Source organism: Anaerofilum hominis (genome assembly GCF_014287275.1).
Lineage (GTDB): Bacteria > Bacillota > Clostridia > Oscillospirales > Ruminococcaceae > Pygmaiobacter > Pygmaiobacter hominis.
This window is the reverse complement of record NZ_JACONZ010000003.1, coordinates 335,787-354,656: the sequence shown is the minus strand read 5'-3', so window position 1 is coordinate 354,656 and position 18,870 is coordinate 335,787. Positions and strand designations below refer to the sequence as shown.

The window sequence follows — 18,870 nt, the reverse complement described above, 5'->3', positions numbered from 1 at the left end:
TTGCCAACGTTTGCCGGCTCAGTCAAAATTCGCCTTAAAAAATTCCAATGCCTCCCGCGCCGCCCTGGGATATTCTGAAGTATAAGCTTCGCAGCTCAAGGTATCGCTGTATCCGGCCGCCTTGATCGCTTTTACAAAATCCGAATAGTCCCAGCCATCTTGCGCCGAGGGATAAACCCGGCCTTTCGGATTGGCAAAATGGATATGTCCCAGATAATGCGGTCCCAATTGTTCAACGTGCTTTACAGACTCCTTTTCCTCGGTCAGGTGATAATAATCCACCAGCACCTTTACATTTGAGTCGTCCACATCGTCGGCCAACCGGCAGCCCTCTGCAAAAGAATTAATCAGATTGCACTCGGCCTTTCGCAGCGGCTCGATGACGATGAGGATGCCGTTTTGCCGCGCAACCGGGCCGATACGCCTGGTCAATTCCGTCACTTGCCGCCAGCCTTCCTCAATGGGAAAGCCTGCGGGCACATTTTTTGCTCCGCCGCTGCCAAATACCACTTTTCGCGCTCCCAAGGTTGCTGCTCTGGCCAATGCGCGCTCTACATATTCCATTGTCTGTTCTATAGAGTCTGCCTGCGTGCCGGTCAGCCTCAGCGTTTTCGGAAAAAAGTTATTACAGGCCTCACAGGGAATATTCGCATTTTGCAGCGCCTGATACAGCGCGGTAAACTGTGTTTCGTCGAGTGCCATGATCTCGGCCAGCGGCAGTTCGACATAGTCGTATCCGGCAGCCGCCAGCGCCGCGATATGTTCCATGCCGGTTCCGTCAGGACCTCCGGCTACCATATTCAGACAGCATCCGTATTTCATCCGCGTCACCTCACCTGGTTGGGTCGATCAAGATTTTGAGCAGCTCGTCAGGCCGGTCGTGCAGATCGCGAAATGCCTGGGGAGCTTCTTCTAATGAGACTACTCGAGAGATCAGACGACCCGATTCCATCCGGCCGCTGCCCAACAGCTGCACTACCTCGCCGAAATCCTGATGGGTATAATTGAAAGATCCCAACACCGACCGTGCAGAGCAGACGATGTCCTGCATATCGATCGTCATTTCACGCTGGGACATGCCGACCCAGACCGTCGTTCCCCCGACCTTCAGGGCCTTGATAGATTGATTTGCCGTAGCCTGCACTCCTACGGCCTCGATAGAGAGATCGACCATACTGCCGCCGGTCAGCGTTCTGATCGCCTCCAGATCATTCTCTTTCCCTGGATTGACTATCCCGTCCGCTCCCAGGAGCTTGGCCCGTTCCAATCGAGTATCGCTCAGGTCGGAGACAATGATCTTTTTAGGCCCCTGCAGTTTTACCAGCTGCAGAATGCAGATCCCTATAGTGCCTGCCCCGATGATCAGCACGTCTTTTCCGGTTAGATCGCCCGCTTTTTTGACCGCGCCATAAGCCACCGCATATGGCTCCGCCAGTGCTCCCACCTCCGGGCTGCAGCCGGCCGGCAGCGGATAGAGAAGCTTCTCCGGCACCGCGATGTATTCTGCCATAGCGCCATCAGTGTCCAACACGCCGAAAAATTTTTTGTTGAGGCAAAGCATGGTCAGTCCCTGTCTGCAGTTGACACAGCTGCCGCAAAAGTGGATCGGCTGCGCGATAACCAATTCACCCTCTTTAAACTTCTTTGCGTTTTTCCCGCACTGAACGACCTCGGCGCAGAACTCATGGCCCATGGTCACCGGAGGAATACGGCGCCCTGTAAGGCCCAAAAAGCCATGCACATCGCTGCCGCAGATACCGCAGGCACGTACCCGCAGCAATACCTCGTCTTGCCCTGGCACAGGGGTCACTACCTGCTGTACCTCCAGTTTCTCTGGCCCCAGATATCTGAGCGCTCTCATTGATCCAACAACTCCTTTAGCGGACTCATTTCTCTTGTTTTATCCTGTATGACAACTACCAGCTATCTTGCTATGTGACTAGTATACATTCAAGTTGTTGGACTGTCAATCTATATTTTATGGTTAAAATACAAGATATTTATTGAATATTTTTAGCGTAATCTCACAAATTTGTTTTTTTACCCAGTCCGGCCTGAAAGTTTTTTTAAGCTGTTAAGGATCTTTTGTTACACTTTTCTTTTTTCAAAAAACTTAATTATGCGGATAGAAAGGCCCGGCAAAAATAAAAGGCAGCTGTAAAACAGCTGCCTTTTATTTTTTTAATATGGGCCACCTTGCGGTGTACTCAATTTTCTGTTTTTTGAAAATCCGATAAAGTTTGCTGCAGATGCTCTAACATCACACTCTTGGCTGCTTGCGGATCATGACTGCGGCAGGCTCTGATAAGCTTGTGGTGATAGTGTAGTCCGTTGTCGGTACCAATATTGCTGGTGAGCTTATTGATGGTTACCCGCAGCAGGTCGTTCATGATCCCGCTCAGTTGGATGACCAACGAATTTCCGGTAGCCTGCGCCAGCATAGAATGAAAGCTGAGATCCTCTTCTGTGTAATTTTCAAGGCTTTGTAAAGCGAACTTTTTCATTTTTTCATAGCTTTGCTCCAACTGAAGGATCTGGGCGTCATTGATGCGCTGCGCCGCAAGCCCGGCGACCTCTACCTCGTAAAGCAGACGGAACTCCAGCACCTCCCGGATCGAGTCGTGGCTAAGCTCATAATTAAGATACACATTGGGGATCATATCCTGCAGAAAATCTCCCGGTTTGATCTCCCTCACAAAGGACCCCTCGCCCAGACGCGTCTCGATCAGCCCCAATGTTGACAGGCGGGAAAGCGCCTGCCGGGCCGTTACCCGGCTCACTCCAAAAGCGCTGGCCAAATCGTTTTCAGAGGGGATCTTCTCTCCCGGACGCCAGGTACCATCAATTAGATTTGTCTTCAGCTGCTCAAACACCTGATCGCTGATGCTTGTTTTTTTTACAGGGGATAAATTCATGGACTCTCTCCTCACGACTTTTTATTGTACCAGAATGAATTTGTTTGGGTATTGTTATTTTGATTTTCCTTTCTCTGAAAAGCAGGAGAACGATTTTTTGTTTTATTTCAGAAACTACTTCTATACGCATTAAGAGATGTCTGTCCATTAGAAATGGTCTTCATACTGTAATATTGTATTACAAGTATACATGCAAAATTGTATCCAATTGTTAAACATTTGTCAATATAAAACACCCAAAAAATTCCTTTTTTATTAAAAGGCAAAATGGCCGCAGACCCTGCAGGGCCTGCGGTCACTTTGCCGGATCGGCTTATTCCAACGGGATCATGGGCAGCACGACCTTTGAAGCAAACTGCCCACCGGTGTGGATCACATGTTCTCCATTATTATCGATGCCCATGTGGAGCAGATTTCCAAATCCCCCCGGCACATCGTAAAAGCACCAGCCGGCAATTTTAAGTTCAATGGATTCCCCCTTGTGAAAACGCAGACCGGTGGGAAACAGGCCTATTTCCACCGGCACTATCTCATGCGGGCGCAGCTTTTGCACTTGGTCAAATGTGTGATAAGGCTCATTCGGTGCCGATTTTTCCGGATCCAGATTACGCAGGGACACACGCTGGCGGCCCGTCGGACCTGAATAGCGGTCAAAATCAGGTACCGTCGCCACTGAGATATGTTCGGCTCGTCGGCCATCCGCACCCAGCTTCTCCAATTTTACGAACAGGTCCAGATCATTGTATCCGTGCGATTCCACATACAACCGCACACTGCTATAACCGACGAGTTCTGTCTCCTTGTCGAAAGTATAGCGGAATTTAACCATATCTTTGCCATTCCAGCCGGAATATCGCGCCTCAGCCTCTTTCTCCGGCAGCGTCTCGCACAATTTGCCCGCAGCTGCATCCAGATACAACTCACACAGCCGCTGGCGTTCCAGTGGAAATTCCTTTTCCGGCCGTTCGACAATGTCCTGTCCACCCGGGTCCAGAACCGAAAGGCGTACTTTGGGCGTGTTCTCCCAACCATTTTCTTCTTTTTTCATATAATGGTCGAAAAAGCGCAGCAGGTCCTGAGAATTGTTTTCGTCGTAAGTATCCCTCCACTCCTGGGTATTGTGGACCCGCAGCCATTTTTGATCTGTGGGGACCTTGCGCCAGGCATTCAGCGTGCCCTGGCAATGCACAACGCTGCTCCACGAAGCAGTGGCATAAACGGGGATCTCGATCTTCTCGGGATGAGCCGCCTTATCTTTCCAGTACTCATCCAACAGGGGATGGGCAAGGCAATTTGCCACTACATCCTCCATCTTTCCGCCCTCACTATAGGCGTTATTAAAGCGAAAACCAGGATAATTCGGGATGCCGCCCACCATATATTCATCGCGATACATATCGTACCAGCCCTCCCAAGGGGCAATACAAACCAGATGCGGCGGCCTTTGGGCTGCTGCAAACCACTGATTGATGCCCAGCCAGGAATTACCGGTCATAGCGACAGCGCCGCTGCACCACTCCTGCATGGCAAGCCATTCAATAACGTCGTAATCATCCTCAGCTTCCTGCGTACCAAAATAGGGATTGTCACCGCCGGACATGTAACTGCCGCGGATATCCAGATTTACCACCGCGTAACCATGAGGAACAAAAAAACCCGGGTCGGTGGATTCAAAACTATTCAGACCTGAGGTCATACTTTTAGGTACGCCCGGAAATTGTTCGCCGGACGCCGCTTTCTGCTGGATCATAGCCGGCTTTTTCTCATCGGTAGATTTTCCAAAAGTAGTGGAATTAAGAATCGCCGGAACTTTTTCCTCTCCCACCGGACGATAAATATCCGCGTATAAGATAGTGCCGTCACGTACCGTAATGGCCGTGTCCCGTTCGAACAGGATATCGCAGGCCAGCGGCGCATGCCCTGCGCGGCAGACAGACCCTTTTTTGAGCACCTTTGATTCCGGGGCAAATCCGGGATAACTGCAGCCCGGGTCCGAAAGTCCCGGAGCCCGGCGATAAATGATCTCATTCTTACAAACCGACATAAAATGACCTCCTAAGTTAACATACAGGGAGGGCACCTGCTAAAGTGCGCGCCCGGAGTCGATACGAATACGCAGCGGATAGCTTGTTTGTTGTCATGTTGTAATACAGGATTAAATTAAGTATACCCTTTTTTTCTTTTCTGTCAAGGCCTTTCGTCTTGATCAAACTGTCCAGTTTCTTTCAGCAGCGCTATTTTTTTCTCATCACCCGTCACGTGGCGAGATCTTCCGCCCCCGCGCCTTTCAAAGCGCAAAAAGAGAGGGCGCGGCAGCTGCCGCGTCCTCTCTTTTTGTCTTACTTGTCAGCGGTCCCAGGCACTTGCCTAGCCTTTCAGCAGGCCCTGCTCCACCAGCCACTCACGGGCCACGTCCTCGGGCTCGCGCTTGTTCACGTCCACCTCGTAGCTCATCTGGGCAATGGCGTCGTTGCTGATCTTTCCCGCCAGCAGGTTGAGCACCTCTTCCAGCTCGGGGGCGGCGTCCTTGTAATCCTCAAACAGGTCGTTGCGCACCAGCAGCGCCAGGTTGTACTCCGGGAAAAAGCCCTTATCGTCCTCCAGCAGCACCAGGTCGTTGGCCATGCGCTGGCCGTCGGTCGCGTAGATCTCGGTGACGTCGATCTCGCCGCTGGCGATGGCGGAGTATTTCAGGTTCAGGTCGATGGATTTGCCGTCCTTGAACTCAAGGCCGTACGCCTTGCACATGGGCTTATAGCGGATCAGGCCCTCCTCGTCAAAGAACTTGTGCTCGGCGCCGAACACCAGCTCGCCGGCCACCGGCACCAGGTCGCTGATGGTCTTGAGGTCATACTTTTCCGCGGTCTCGCGGCGCACCGCGATGGAATAGGTGTTGTTCGCGCCCAGCTTTTCCAGCAGATGGACATTGCATTCTTCCGCCGCCACCTGCTGGGCGTAGTCGTAGGTGCTCATACCCTCGGGCACCTCCGAGTCGTCGTGTTTCAAAAAGGTGACCAGCAGGCTGCCGTCGTAGCTGAGCATCAGGTCGATCTTGCCCTCGTTCATCTCGTTGAACCCGAACACCGGGGTCATGGCGTCCTTGATCTTCGCTTTCAGGTCGGTCTTGTCCTCAATGAGCATCTTCGCCATCTCGGCGATGATCTCCGGCTCGGCAAACTCGCCGTCCAGGATGACGATGGTGTTTTTGCTGCCGCCGCAGCCGGACAGCAGCGTGACCGCCATCAGCACACTCAGCAGCAGAGCGGATAATTTTTTCAATCTCTTCATGTAGTGTCCTCCTTTTCTCTTGTCAAGATCCCGTTTCAAAGTTGTCTGCAAAGCCTCCGGCATCCTCACATCTGGTGCCGGTAAAGCCTCTTTTCGACCAGCGACATGATAAAATCCAGCACTACGGCCATCACCATCAGCGACACGGTGCCGAACAGGATGCGGCTCATATCCTGTACATAGATGCCGCGGTAGATGACCTGTCCCAGACCGCCGCCGCCCACAAAGGTGCCGAACACGGCCACGCTGATGGAGGTGACCACCGCGATGCGGATGCCGGTGAAAATGGTGGGAAAGGCGATGGGGAACTCTACCCGGAACAGCCGGTAGGTCTTGCTCATGCCCATGCCCAGAGCCGCCTCTTTCACTGCGGGGCTCACACTTTCAAGCCCGGTGCAGGTGTTGCGCACCACCGGCAGCAGCGAGTACAGCACCAGGCCGACGATGACGGTGGTGCGGCTGCCGCCGAAGAACACCATGATGATGCCCAGCAGCGCCAGCGCCGGAATGGTCTGCAGCACGTCCACCACAGCCAGGATGACCTTGCCCGCTTTTCGGTTCAGATGGGCGGTGAAGCCCAGCAGCAGCCCCAGCAGGATGGTAAAGACACTGGCGATGGCGACGATGGTGAAATGCTCCCAAACTCTGCTCCAATCCATCAGTTCTTCACCTCCTGCAGGCCGCGCGGAGTGACCTTTTTCTGTATCAAGTCGATCAGCGCGCCCAGGCCGATGGCCATCAGCGCGGCGGGCACCGCGCCGATCACGGTGAGGGTGCTGTTGTTGGTGGAAACGCCCCGGTAGACAAACTCGCCCAGGCCCCCAAGACCGATCATGGCCGTCAGCACCGCCCAGCTCACCGTGTAAACAGTGGACATGCGGATGCCGGCGAAGATGGTGGGCATGGCCAGGGGCAGCTCTACCTTAAACAGGATCTGCCGCGCGTTCATGCCGCAGCCGCGGGCGGCCTCCTTATACTTTTCCTCCACCCCCAGCAGCCCCGCATAGGTGTTTTTGAGGATGGGGAAGATGGCATAGATGGCCAGCGCGGTAAAGGCGGTGACCGGCACCATGCCGAGATAGAGATACAGGATGCCGATAAAGACGATGCCGGGGATGGTCTGGAAGATCGAGATGACCGGCATCACCAGCCCGGCGATGCGCGGCGCCCGCGAGAGCAGTACGCCCAGCAGCAGCGCCACCACCGTGGCCGCGGCCACCGAGACCAGCACATACGCCAGATGCACAAAAATGGCCTTTACCAGCATGGCGCCATAGAGCTCGATGAGGTGGGTCATACGGCGTCACCTCCCCAGACCATATAGGCCAGGGCCTTCGACATGCTGGTGCGGGTGATGATGCCCACAGCGCGGTCGTCCTTGTCCAGCACCACTAGATAACGCGCCTTGGTGCTGTCCAGCGTGGCAAAGGCCTCTTTGGCCAGGGTGTCGGTGCGCACGGTGGGCACCGTGGTCTCCAGGATGTTGCGCACCGAAGCGCCCGCCTTGCCGCGCGCCTTGATGCCCTCGATGGTGACCACGCCCAGGTAGCGGTCGCTGTCGTCCACCACCACCAGAGAGTCGATCTCGCGGCTGCTCATCAGCTGCACGCACTCCAGCGTGCGCCAGGTGTCGGACACCTTGGCCACGTTCTTGCGCATGATCTCGCCGCAGGGGATGTTGTCCTGCCCGGCAACGCCCTGCGACACATGCTTGCCCATAAACTCGCGCACCGTGTCGTTGGCCGGCGCGCGCAGCATCTCCTCGGGAGAGGCCTTCTGCAGCAGCTCGCCGTCGCTCATAAACAAGATCACGTCGGCCATCTTGATGGCCTCGTTCATGTCGTGGGTGACAAAGATAATGGTTTTGTGCAGCCGCTTCTGCAGGTTTTTGACCTCGTCCTGCAGCGCGTCGCGGGTGATGGGGTCCAGAGCGCCGAAAGGTTCGTCCATCAAAATGACCGGCGGCTCGGCCGCCAGCGCGCGCAGCACGCCCACGCGCTGCTGCTGCCCGCCCGACAGCTCGTTGGGATATTTCTTTGCATAGGTGTCATAGTCCATATCCACCAGCGCCAGCAGCTCGCGCACCCGCTTGTTGCAGCGCTCTTTATCCCATTTCAGCAACCGCGGCACCACCGTGATGTTCTGCTCCACCGTCATGTTGGGGAACAGGCCGATCTGCTGGATCACGTAGCCGATGTGGGTGCGCAGTTCCTCTGCGTTGATATCGTTGATGTTTTTCCCGTCCAGCAGGATCTCGCCCCCGTCCGACTGGATCAGCCGGTTGAGCATCTTCAGCGTCGTGGTCTTGCCGCAGCCGGACGGGCCGATCAGCACGGCAAACTGCCCGTCCTCCACCGTGAAGCTGAGATCCTTGACGATCTTGCGGTCGCCGTAGTTCTTACAGACATTTCTGTATTCGATCATCCTTTTCTGCCTCCCGCTGTTCCGCAGGGCGCTGGGCCCTGTTTTTAATATCCATTTTTTTCCTGTTATTATAGCACCTCTGAGCAATGAGGTCAAAAAAAATGTTTTTTCTTCTGCTTTTTTGTACAAAAAAACAGAAGCGCCCCGGCCTCAACGATGGCTGGGGCTTGTTTTATAACAACTTTATAATACTATTGAAGTTGTCACTTTGTCAAGTAGCCCCGCGCCTCAAAGTAAAAAAAATGTAAATTTAATATTTTCTTCATACTTTTCCGGTCTTGCGCTTTCTCCGCAGGGGGCCCGGCCAAAGGGGCCGGCGGCCCCGCTGCGCAGGCGCTGCATGGCCAGGTCTGCGCCTGCGGCTGCGGAAAGCGCGCCCTGCCCTCCTCCCCTGTGCGCTGGGTCTCCGGGCCCTGCGGCGCTTTTCGCCTGCAGGCCGATGTTCCCCCCTGCGCCGCGGCCGGTCGGCCGAATTTCTTTTGCCGCCCCGGCCTGTCGTGGTATGATAGAGGGGAAAGCAGAAACCGCCGTGGGGGAGGGTTGCAAAATGAAGATCGACCGGATGATCGGCATCCTGGCTATTTTGCTGCAGCGGGAGCAGGTGACCGCGCCGGAGCTGGCCTCCCGCTTTGAGGTCTCCCGGCGCACCATCAGCCGGGACATCGACGCGCTGGCCCGCGCCGGGGTGCCGGTGACCACCAGCCGGGGGGCGGGCGGCGGCATCTCGGTGATGCCGGGATACCGGGTGGACCGCACCCTGCTCACCCGGCCCGAGCTGTCCGCCATCCTGGCCGGGCTGGCGGGCCTGGACAGCGTGTCCGAGAGCCCCCGCTACCGCCAGCTGATGGAAAAGCTGGACGCGGGCGGGGGCCCGGACGAGGCGCTGCGCATCGATCTCGCCTGTTATTACCGCGCCTCTCTCGCCCCCAAACTGGAGCTGCTGCGCCAGGCCATCGCCCAAAGGCGGCCGGTGCGCTTCCGCTATGCCGGGCCCTCGGGCGAGGGTCTGCGCTGTGCGGAGCCGGCACAGCTGCTGTTTGAATGGTCCAGCTGGTATCTCCGCGGCTGGTGCCGGGACAGGCGGGCTTTCCGCACCTTTAAACTGGCCCGCATGGAGGGACTGGAGCTGCTGGAGGGCACTTTCGAGCCTCGCCCCCTGCCCGGGGACGGCGGCTTTGACCCGGCGCGCGCCTTTCCCGCCCGGGTCTGTATCCTGGCGGCGTTCGATCCCTCCGTCCGCTGGAGACTGTTGGAGGAGTACGGCGCGGACCAGCTGGAAGAGCGGGACGGCCGCCTGCTGCTGCGGGCCTGGTTCCCGGATGAGGCGTACCCGCTGGGCTGGCTGCTGAGCTTTGGGGAGGCCGCCGAGCTGCTGGAACCCGCCGATCTGAGAAAAAAGCTGGCCGCGCTGGCCCGCCGCATCGCCGGCCGCCACGAGGGAGACGCCGCTCTCGCTCCAAAATAAAGCCCCATCCCGGGGTACAGGAGGGAAACTGCCCGGCGGGAAAGCCCGGCGCGTCTCTGCAAAGCGCCGCGCCCCTCACCCGCCCCACAGCAGGGTCCTGCAAAGCGCCGCGCCCCCTTTTACGGCTATTTTTACAGCTGGGAAAAGGTATTCACAGAGGCTTGGAACCCTGCTGTCCCCATCGGGGAAGCCCCTTTTTTTCACCCCGCCCGGCTTTTCTCCTCAAACAGGACAGGCTGCTGTCCTGTTTCGCCCTGTATACTTCATTATAGAATAAGATCTCAAAAAACCAGATCGAAAGGCGGCGAGAAGATGGCTTCCAGCCCGGAATATGTGCGGTTTGTGGCCGACCAGCTCTCACAGGCGGGCGGCGTGACCTATAAAAAGCTCTTTGGGGAATACGGTCTCTGGCGCGGCGGCAAATTTTTTGGCACAGTGGAGGACGATCAGTTCTATGTCAAGCCCACCGAGGCCGGGCGGCAGCTGCTGGGAGACCCGCCGCTGGCGGAGCCCCACGAGGGGGCGCGGATGTATCTGGTGGAAGAGCTGGACGACCGCGACTTTCTGCGCCGGCTGGTGGAGGCCACCTGCGCCGCCCTGCCCGAGCCAAGATCCAGACGGCGCAAAGCCGCCCCCAAGGAGGAGACCTGATGGAACTGGTCCGCATCACTGCCGACAATCTGGAAAAAGAGCATATCTGCTGCGCCATCGCCTCGGCGCGGGACCCGCAGGTGGCGGCCAAAAAGGCCTGGCTTGCCGCCCGGCTGGCCGAAGGGCTGGTCTTTCTCAAGGGCAATGTGCGCGGCAAATGCTTTATCGAGTATCTGCCCGCCGAGTGCGCCTGGGCGCCCGTGGAGGCCCCGGGCGCGGCCGTGATCGACTGTTTTTGGGTGTCCGGCCAGCTGCAGGGGCAGGGCAACGCCACCCTGCTGCTGAACGCCTGTATCGACGACTGCCGCGCCAAGGGCAAAACGGGTCTGGCCGTGCTCTCTTCCCCCAAAAAGCGCCCTTTTCTCTCCGACCCGGACTATCTGCGCCGCCGGGGCTTCACCGTGGCCGACAGGGCCGCCCCCTGGTTTGAGCTGCTCTGGCTGCCGCTGAAGCCGGATGCCGCGCCGCCGCGCTTTTCCCCCTCGGTGCGGGGGCCCGGCCCCGCCGCGCCCGGCTTTGTCCTTTATTACAGCCATCAATGCCCCTATACCGCCAAATATGTGCCGGTGGTCCGCGCCGTGGCCGAGGCCGCGGGAGTGCCGTTTCAGGAAGTGCAGCTGAAAAGTGCCGCCGAAGCGCAGGCCTGCCCCGCGCCCTGGCCCACCTACAGCCTGTTTTACAACGGCGCCTTTGTCACCAACGAGATCCTGTCCGCCAAAAAGATGGTTCAGCTGATCGGCGAGCTCTGCGGCTGAACCGCGGCCGCCCGCGCGGCTTTGCCCGCGCTTCCCCCAAAAAGGAAAAAACGAAAGGCCGGCCTCCCCTTGCGGGCGGGGCCGGTCTTTTGTTTTCGCCCGGCGGCGGGCGGGTGCTCCTGTCCCGGCCGTCCAGGCGGGGCTTCTGCGCGCATCGCGGCAGCCCCCCTGCGGGCGGGCCCATTTTGTGAAAACTTTTCCGCGGCGTAACTTTTTTCATCGTCCCGTCGTTCATTATAAGGATTCTGCGTTTTCCTCCTGTTCCCGGGCCGCGTCTTCTTCCTCTATACAGGCCGGGGCCGGCAGATCCAGCAGCAGGCGGGCAGCCGAGAGCTTTTCTTCCGCCGCGTCCAGGCGGCAGCGCAAAAAGTCGTTTTCCTCCCGGTATTTGTCCACCAGCTCTTCCAGGTGGCGTTCTTCCTCCCACAGGGCGCTGCGGGAACCGGACTTGCCCCCGATCAGGCGGCAGCGATCCTCCAACAGGGCCGTCCACCAGACGCTGCCACCCATCAGCAGCATCACCCAGGAAAAACCGCCGAACACGTCGGTGCTGCGCGCGATGGCCTTGTAGCGCCCGTTCGCCAGGCTGCCCGCCACCCGGTAAACGTCGGGCCCGGTAAAAAATTCGCAGTTTTTCTGCCCGAACACTTCCAGCTCGGCGTTCGTCAGCGGCTGCATGGCCGGCTGGGGAGCGTCCAGATGGTTGAGATGGGCGCCGCGGATGATGGAGCTGTAGTACTTGTAAGAGCGGTCCAGGTCCACTGCGCCGGTGATGCCGTTCACCCGTCCGCTGCTGGTGTACTGCCAGATGCCGTAACTGCCCCGGTACCCCACCGAGGCGCGGTAGTCCGCGATCCACAGGTCATAGGCGGACAGCGCCGCCATATCGAGATAGTTGTTTGCAAAATTCGTGTAGGTGTAGAGCATGGCGTAGTAGCCCCCCGCCTCCAGATCCTCAAGAAAGCTGCGGGCGATGGCGGTGCTGCGGGCCCTGCCCAGCGCCGCATAGGTTTTGGCGTCCTCAAAGTCCAGCACCAGCGGATAAGAGAGCCGGTAGGGCTCCACCAGCCTCATCACGCTTTCCGCCGCCGCGTGGGCCGCGGCCGGGGTGTTCATATAACTGTAGACGTAAGCCCCCACCGACAGGCCCGCCTCCCGCGCACCCACGGCGTTTTCCACGAAGCGGGGGTCATAGCCCTCTTCAATGCCGCCCGCATAGCCCGCCCAGCCGGTGCGCACAAAAGCGAAGCGGTAGCCCGCGGCCGCGACACGCCGCCAGTCGATCCGGCCCTGATATTTGCTCACGTCGATGCCAAGCTCCGCCACCGGCCGTGCGGCGGCCCGTTCCAATTGCTGCATCTCTTTTCCTCCTTCTGGGGCCGCGTCCGGCGCGGCTTTCCCACGCTTCAGTTTATCCGCCGCCGGGCAAAATGTTTCCCCGCGCGGGCCGGCTTTCACTTTACATTTGTCGTCTTTTTGGGTATAGTAAAAAAGAAATCAAGGCGCGGGATGCGTACCCCATCGTCACCGCGAAAAGAAATGGAGATTTTGCCATGAAACGTCTGCTCTGTCTCACCCTTGCCCTTGCGCTGTCCCTGACCGTTTTCGCGGGCTGCGGCAAGGACGATTCCTCCTCGGCGTCCTCCGGCGGCTCTTCGGCGCCGGTGTCCACCGCCACGCCGGAGCCCACCGCCGCCCCCTTTGACGGCCGGCCCCTCACCGGCGAGGAAAAAGGCGCCGATTATGTGGGCGGCAGGCCGGTGGCGGTGATGATCAACAACCGCTCCGACAGCCGTCCCACCCGCGGCCTGTCGCAGGCCGACGTGCTGTACGAGATCATGGTCGAGGGCGGCATCACCCGCTTTATGGCCCTGTTCCCCACCGCCGATCTCTCTGAGATCGGTCCCGTGCGCTCGGGCCGCGACCAGTTCTTCCGCCTCATCCGTCCCTATCAGGCCCTGTATCTGTTCGTGGGCCGCAGCGAGATCACCCAGCAGTACATCGACGACACGGAATACGGTGAACTGGCGGTCAACGGGATGAAGGTCAGCTTCGCCTACCGGGACGCTGCCCGTGAGGCTCAAGGGTGGACGACCGACGCCACCGCCTACACCAACGGGGAAAAGATCCAGTCCTATATCCAGAGCAACAACGTGGACATGAGCCGCGAGTTGACCAGCCCGATCTTCGACTTTGTGGATTATCGCGAGTCCCCCCGCACCCTGGGCGGCGACAGCGCCACCAGCGTCAACATCGTCCATTCCAGCAGCTATCGCACGGCGTTTGACTACGACGCGTCCTCGGGCAAATATCTCACCAGCCTGTACGCCCCCAAGAGCGGCTACACCCCCATGGTGGACGAGGCCACCGGCGGGCGCATGGCGTTTGAAAACGTGATCGTGCTGTTCACCGACATCACCCAGTACCCCTATCCGGGCGGCAACCCCCACGGCAACCCGGATTATAAAAAGGTGGATTATGACTTCGGCGGCCTGGGCTATTACATCAGCAACGGGCGCATCGAGAAGATCCGCTGGACCAAAGGCCCCACCGAATACCCGCTGATGCTGCAGGACGAGGCGGGCAACAGCCTGAAGGTCAACTGCGGCAAGTCCTATGTGGCGGTGGTCAGCCTCAACGAATACGACAACTTCAGCTATGAGGGCGACGGCGGGGACGCCACCGCCAACTCGGTGGCCGTGGACCCGAACGCGGACTCCGCCGCCCAGCAGGCCGAGCAGGCGGCCGACGTCGCGGACGCCGGCTGAGGCTCTCCCACATTTTGCCCCAAAAGGCCCGGTACCGCCCTGGTATCGGGCCTTTTTTGCCCGCGCACAGGGCGTGCGGCCCGCCCCGCGGTTTACAAAACCGCGGCAAGGTTTTATAATGAGGATATGCTCTGCGGCGGACGAGCCGCCGCAAAAAATACAGCCGGGACTTTGGCCGGGCCCGGGTAACAAGACGCGCTCTGCCCCGCGCGGGGACAGCGCTCCGCAGCCGCAGCCACGCGGGCGCGCCTCCGCCGCGGCTCGGGCCGTTCTCTCTGCGGCGGCGTCTTTTTTACCGGTCCGGCCCCGTCTCTTCCGGCGGAATCCAGGAGAAATCAATGACAAAGCGTCTTTTTGCTCTGCTGCTCTGCCTTGCGCTGTCCCTGACGGCCCTCGCCGGGTGCGGCGGCAGCGGCGGCGGCGATTCGCAGCCCGCGGCCGCCACCCCCGCGCCCACCGCCACGCCGGAGCCCTATGACCCCGATCCGCTCACCGGCGAGGCCAAGGGCAGCGACTATGTCTCCGTGCGCCCGGTGGCCGTCATGATCAACAATATCGCCCAGGCGCGCCCCCAGCGGGGCATCAACGACGCGGACGTGCTGTACGAGATCATGGTCGAGGGCGGCATCACCCGCTTTATGGCCCTGTTCAACAACTACGAGGCCCTGGGCGACGTGGGGCCGGTGCGCTCGGCCCGCGACCAGTTTTTCCGGCTGGTGATGCCCTTTCAGCCGCTCTACGTCCACATCGGCCGCAGCGGCATCACCCAGCAGTACATCGACGACGTGGAGTACGGCGACCTGAACCTGGACGGCAACGGCTTTGACGACCTGATCTACCGCGACCAGAACCGCCTCAGTCAAAATTATGCCTACGAGCACACCGCTTTCACCACCGGCGAGCGGCTGAAGAGCTATGTGGACTGGAAAGATGTGGACATGAGCCGGGATCTGTCCAGCCCCATCTTCGACTTTGTGGACTACCGCGAGCCGTCCCGCAGCCTCGGCGGCCAGGACGCGCTCAGCGTGGGGATCGTCCACTCCAACAGCTATCGCACTTATTTTGATTACGACGTGATCAGCAACCAGTACCGGATGAGCCAGTACAACTCCCACAAGGGATATATCGAGGACACCGTGGACGAGAACACCGGCGAGCAGACCGCTTTTGACAACCTGATCGTGCTGTTCACCGAGATCACCACCTACCCCTATCCGGGCGGCAATCTGGATGCCAACGGCAACGACAAGGGCGACCCGGACTACAAAAAAGTGAACTACGACTTCGGCGGCCTGGGCTATTATATCAACGGCGGAAAGGCCGAAAAGATCCACTGGGAAAAAGGCCCCATCCAGTACGCGCTGATGCTCACCGACGAGGCGGGCAACAGCCTGAAAGTGAACCGCGGCAGGTCCTATGTGGCCGTGGTCAGCCTGGAGGAGTACGACAACTTCTCCATCCAGGGCGCAGAGGGCAGCGCGGCCGACGAATCGGTCAGCGTGGACCCCAACGCCGCGCAGAACGAGGCTGCGGCGGAGGCCGCGGGGGAATAAAGCCCGCGCCCCGCTGTATTGCGTCAGACAGCAGACCGCCCGGCAGCCGCCGGGCAGCGGACAGGCACAAAACGCGCGGCGCGCGTTTTGTGCCTGTCTTTGCAGAAAGCCGCGTCAAACTGCGGGGGGCGCCCTCTCCTCCGCTTTTCCCCGCGCCGGTCCCGCCGCCCTCTGCCGCTTTTGGTTAAAATTTCACATCCGCCGGGGCCGCTTCCCCGCCCTGCCGCGGCTTTACAAGCTCCCGTTTTGCCCTTATAATAGGGGATATAACGACACGCGGCTGCGGCCGTTCTGATAAAGTCAGGAGACAAACCATGAAAAAACGCACACTTTCCCTGCTGATGGCGCTGACGCTGGCGCTGGGGGCCCTGTCGGGCTGCGGGGGGCCGGGGTCCGGCTCTTCGGGCAGCGCCCCGTCCCCCACCGCCACCCCTCAGCCGGTCACCGCGCTGGACTATAACCCTCTCACCGGCGAGGACAAGCCCGCCGGCCTGGCCGACGGGCAGCGCCCGGCAGCGGTGATGATCAACAATATCCAGACCGCCCTGCCCCAGACCGGTATCGGGTCGGCGGACGTGATCTATGAGATGGAGACCGAGGGCGGCATCACCCGCATGATGGCGGTCTTTGCCGATTACACCTCGATGCCTCTGGTGGGGCCGGTGCGCTCCTCGCGCGACCAGTTCGTCCAGTTCGTGCTGCCCATGAACGCCCTGTTCGTCCACATCGGCGGCTCCACCTATTCCACCCGCATGCTGAACTACTACAAGTATCAGGATATCGACGGCATGTATCTTGGCACCAGCGCCTTTTATTTTGATGAGGAGCGCTATAAGACCAAGGCTCAGGAACACTGCTGGTATACCAGCGGCGAGCTGGTGCAGCGCGGCATCGACACCCTGGGTTCCCTCTCCACCACCGGCGCCCTCTCTCCCCTGTTCCGCTTTGCGGACAAGGGCGCGGCGGTAAAGCTGTCCGGCGGCGCGGCCTCCACGCTGGCTTTCCGCTTTTCCGACTACGGCGACGCGGCTTTCCACTACAGCGCCGACACCGGGCTTTACCTGAAAGATATCTACGGCGCCGCCCAGGTCGACGCCGCCACCGGCGGACAGCTGGCGTTCAAAAACGTGTTCGTGCTGTTTGCGGGCGTGGGGCACAAGCCCGAGCCGCAGCTGACTGATTTTGACCTGTCCTCCGGCAGCGGCTATTATTTCACCGGCGGCAGCTATGCCCCCATCACCTGGAGCAAAGACGGAGACCAGGCCCCGCTGAAAGTCTATGGCGCGGACGGCAGCGAGCTGACCGTCGCAGCGGGCAAAAGCTATATCGCGGTGGTCAGCACCGCCCGCGAGGACAGCCTGACCGTGGACGGCGCGGCCCTGAACGCCGCGCCCACCCCGTCCCCCGCCGCCTGAGACACCCGCCTTTGCGCCGCGCGGCGCTTTCCGGACAGCCGGCGGTTTTCCAGCGGCGTTTCGCGGCAAATGCTTTTTTACAAATCGAGACGGCAGGCGGCGTTTTCTCACCGGGAAAACGCCGCCTGCTCTTTGTCTGTCCGGGCAAAAGCGCCCACCGGCGCTGCCGGACGAAAAAAGGGCGTCCGCATCCGCTGCCGAAAGCGGGAAACCGCTCCTTCTCCCACTGCAGCAGGGGGGCTTGACGCCGCGCCGGAAATTCCTGTTTTCGGGCTTCAGCGGCAGGTAAATGCGGGAGGAACTTCGCCGCCGCCTGAAAAGCGCCGCAGCAAGTCCTTCCCGGGCCCTCTCCCTCCCGCTGCCGGGGGGACCTGCCTGGGGTGGAAAGGTCCGCCCCGCCCGCGCGCAGCGCCGCCGGGCCGTTTCTGAGCGCTTGGGCAAAGGAGCTCCACCGTGCTCTCCTCTGTGGGCGCGGCGGCGGGGCAGCTGTAGCACGGTACGGCGGCCCCGGAAACAGCCGTGTCCCCGGGCGGCCGGAGGGGGTGGCCCGCGCGTCATTTTCCGCGGCGGAAAACGCCGTCCTTCCTTGCAACCGGGCGGCCAAAGCCTTATAATGGAGCACGGGCAGCCCGCCGCTGCTCCCCACCAACTACCGACAGGAAGTGCTCTTATGACAAAAAAGCAGTCTTTCCAGGCAAAGCTGATCTGGTTTCTCATCCTCAACGCCGGTCTAATCTTTACTGCGGCCGGCATAAGTATATTCAAGACGCCCAACCACTTTGCCATGGGCGGCACCAGCGGCCTTGCCATCATCCTGGCCGATCTCTTTCCCCGGCTTGATGTGGGCGGGGCAATGATGATCATCAATCTGGTGCTGGTGATCTTCGGTTTTCTCTTCCTCGGCCGCAGCTTCGGCGGCGCCACGGTGTATGCGTCCGCAGCCCTGTCGGTCTATGTGGCGCTTTTTGAAAAGCTGGTGCCGCTTGCCGCGCCGCTCACCGACGACACCATGCTGGAGCTGATCTGGGCGGTCATCCTGCCCGCTGTGGGCTCGGCGCTGGTGTTCAACATCGGCGCTTCCACTGGCGGCACCGACATTGTGGCCATGGTGCTGGCGAAATACTCTTCCATGGAGATCGGCAAGGCGCTGCTGGTGTCCGACTTTTTGATCACCGCCGCCACTTTCTGGCTGTTCGACGCCCGCACCGGCCTTTACTGCGTGCTGGGCTTGCTGCTGAAGACCTTTTTGGTGGACATCGTCATCGACGGCATCAACTCGCGCAAGTATGTCACGGTCATCTGCGCCGAGCCGGAGCAGGTCAAGACCTTTATCCTGGAAAAACTGCACCGCGGCGCCACCATCAGCCAGGCAGAGGGTGCGTTTACCCACCGCCCCGAGCAGGTCATCACCACCGTGCTCACCCGCCGCCAGGCGGTCACGCTGCGCAACTTTATCCGCGGCATCGACCGCCATGCTTTCATCACCATGGTCAACTCCTCCGAGATCATCGGCAAAGGCTTCCGGGAGATCTGAGGCCGGCTGGGCTCTTTGTGCCGGGCTTTTTGTTTTGTATTATTTTCTTTTTTATAACAGGCTGTTGAAAATCTCCAGGTCGTAAAAAGACAGGAAACGCCG

General features: G+C 59.6%; 16 protein-coding genes. 7 read left to right on the top strand and 9 right to left on the bottom strand.

From position 1 onward, the window contains the following. Positions 1–18: 18 nt before the first annotated feature. From H8S23_RS10130 to H8S23_RS10095, 8 genes are all read right to left on the bottom strand, one after another. On the bottom strand, positions 19–822 hold the full coding sequence (locus tag H8S23_RS10130; protein WP_186888223.1) for a sugar phosphate isomerase/epimerase family protein: 804 nt from the start codon (positions 820–822) through the stop codon (positions 19–21). Between the two features lie 10 nt (positions 823–832). Next, the gene (locus H8S23_RS10125; protein ID WP_186888222.1) at positions 833–1,861 is read right to left on the bottom strand and encodes a zinc-dependent alcohol dehydrogenase; all 1,029 of its coding nucleotides are present in this window, start codon (positions 1,859–1,861) and stop codon (positions 833–835) included. A gap of 346 nt (positions 1,862–2,207) precedes the next feature. Next, entirely contained in the window at positions 2,208–2,915 is a 708-nt protein-coding gene (locus H8S23_RS10120; RefSeq protein WP_186888221.1) for a FadR/GntR family transcriptional regulator, read from the bottom strand. 313 nt (positions 2,916–3,228) lie between these two features. Further along, positions 3,229–4,959, bottom strand: a complete 1,731-nt coding sequence (locus H8S23_RS10115) for a CocE/NonD family hydrolase (RefSeq protein WP_186888220.1) — start codon at positions 4,957–4,959, stop codon at positions 3,229–3,231. A 323-nt stretch (positions 4,960–5,282) separates the two neighbouring features. Continuing rightward, positions 5,283–6,203, bottom strand: coding sequence for an ABC transporter substrate-binding protein (locus H8S23_RS10110; RefSeq protein ID WP_186888219.1), 921 nt, complete (start codon positions 6,201–6,203; stop codon positions 5,283–5,285). Positions 6,204–6,268: 65 nt separating this feature from the next. Beyond that, complete coding sequence (locus tag H8S23_RS10105) at positions 6,269–6,862, bottom strand: ABC transporter permease (protein ID WP_186888218.1); 594 nt, start codon at positions 6,860–6,862, stop codon at positions 6,269–6,271. Next, complete coding sequence (locus H8S23_RS10100; protein ID WP_186888217.1) at positions 6,862–7,500, bottom strand: ABC transporter permease; 639 nt, start codon at positions 7,498–7,500, stop codon at positions 6,862–6,864. Before H8S23_RS10100 ends, H8S23_RS10105 begins: the two co-directional genes overlap by 1 nt. Beyond that, positions 7,497–8,627, bottom strand: coding sequence for an ABC transporter ATP-binding protein (locus H8S23_RS10095; protein ID WP_186888216.1), 1,131 nt, complete (start codon positions 8,625–8,627; stop codon positions 7,497–7,499). The genes H8S23_RS10100 and H8S23_RS10095 overlap by 4 nt, the downstream gene beginning before the upstream one ends. Positions 8,628–9,174: 547 nt before the next feature. On the opposite strand from H8S23_RS10095, the gene H8S23_RS10090 reads away from it, so the two are divergent. The 3 genes from H8S23_RS10090 to H8S23_RS10080 all read left to right on the top strand — a co-directional run bounded on the left by H8S23_RS10090 (position 9,175) and on the right by H8S23_RS10080 (position 11,498). Next, positions 9,175–10,092 (top strand): helix-turn-helix transcriptional regulator, encoded by a 918-nt coding sequence (locus H8S23_RS10090; protein WP_186888215.1) that lies wholly within the window; start codon positions 9,175–9,177, stop codon positions 10,090–10,092. Between the two features lie 312 nt (positions 10,093–10,404). Then, positions 10,405–10,743 carry a TfoX/Sxy family protein gene (locus H8S23_RS10085; protein ID WP_186888214.1) on the top strand — a complete coding sequence of 113 codons (339 nt, stop codon included), beginning with the start codon at positions 10,405–10,407 and terminating at the stop codon, positions 10,741–10,743. Next, entirely contained in the window at positions 10,743–11,498 is a 756-nt protein-coding gene (locus tag H8S23_RS10080; protein WP_186888213.1) for an N-acetyltransferase, read from the top strand. The genes H8S23_RS10085 and H8S23_RS10080 overlap by 1 nt, the downstream gene beginning before the upstream one ends. A 234-nt stretch (positions 11,499–11,732) precedes the next feature. On the opposite strand, the gene H8S23_RS10075 is transcribed toward H8S23_RS10080, so the two are convergent. Beyond that, positions 11,733–12,857 (bottom strand): glycoside hydrolase family 25 protein, encoded by a 1,125-nt coding sequence (locus H8S23_RS10075; RefSeq protein ID WP_186888212.1) that lies wholly within the window; start codon positions 12,855–12,857, stop codon positions 11,733–11,735. Positions 12,858–13,051: 194 nt separating this feature from the next. Between H8S23_RS10075 and H8S23_RS10070 the strand changes: the two genes are divergently transcribed. The 4 genes from H8S23_RS10070 to H8S23_RS10055 all read left to right on the top strand — a co-directional run bounded on the left by H8S23_RS10070 (position 13,052) and on the right by H8S23_RS10055 (position 18,768). Further along, positions 13,052–14,266 carry a DUF3048 domain-containing protein gene (locus H8S23_RS10070; RefSeq protein ID WP_186888211.1) on the top strand — a complete coding sequence of 405 codons (1,215 nt, stop codon included), beginning with the start codon at positions 13,052–13,054 and terminating at the stop codon, positions 14,264–14,266. Positions 14,267–14,604: 338 nt separating this feature from the next. Continuing rightward, a complete protein-coding gene (locus tag H8S23_RS10065) occupies positions 14,605–15,819 on the top strand; it encodes a DUF3048 domain-containing protein (RefSeq protein WP_186888210.1) in 1,215 nt (404 codons plus the stop codon). Positions 15,820–16,133: 314 nt separating this feature from the next. After that, positions 16,134–17,234 (top strand): DUF3048 domain-containing protein, encoded by a 1,101-nt coding sequence (locus H8S23_RS10060; RefSeq protein ID WP_186888209.1) that lies wholly within the window; start codon positions 16,134–16,136, stop codon positions 17,232–17,234. Positions 17,235–17,904: 670 nt separating this feature from the next. Further along, the gene (locus tag H8S23_RS10055; protein ID WP_186888208.1) at positions 17,905–18,768 is read left to right on the top strand and encodes a YitT family protein; all 864 of its coding nucleotides are present in this window, start codon (positions 17,905–17,907) and stop codon (positions 18,766–18,768) included. The last annotated feature ends 102 nt before the right edge of the window (positions 18,769–18,870 follow it).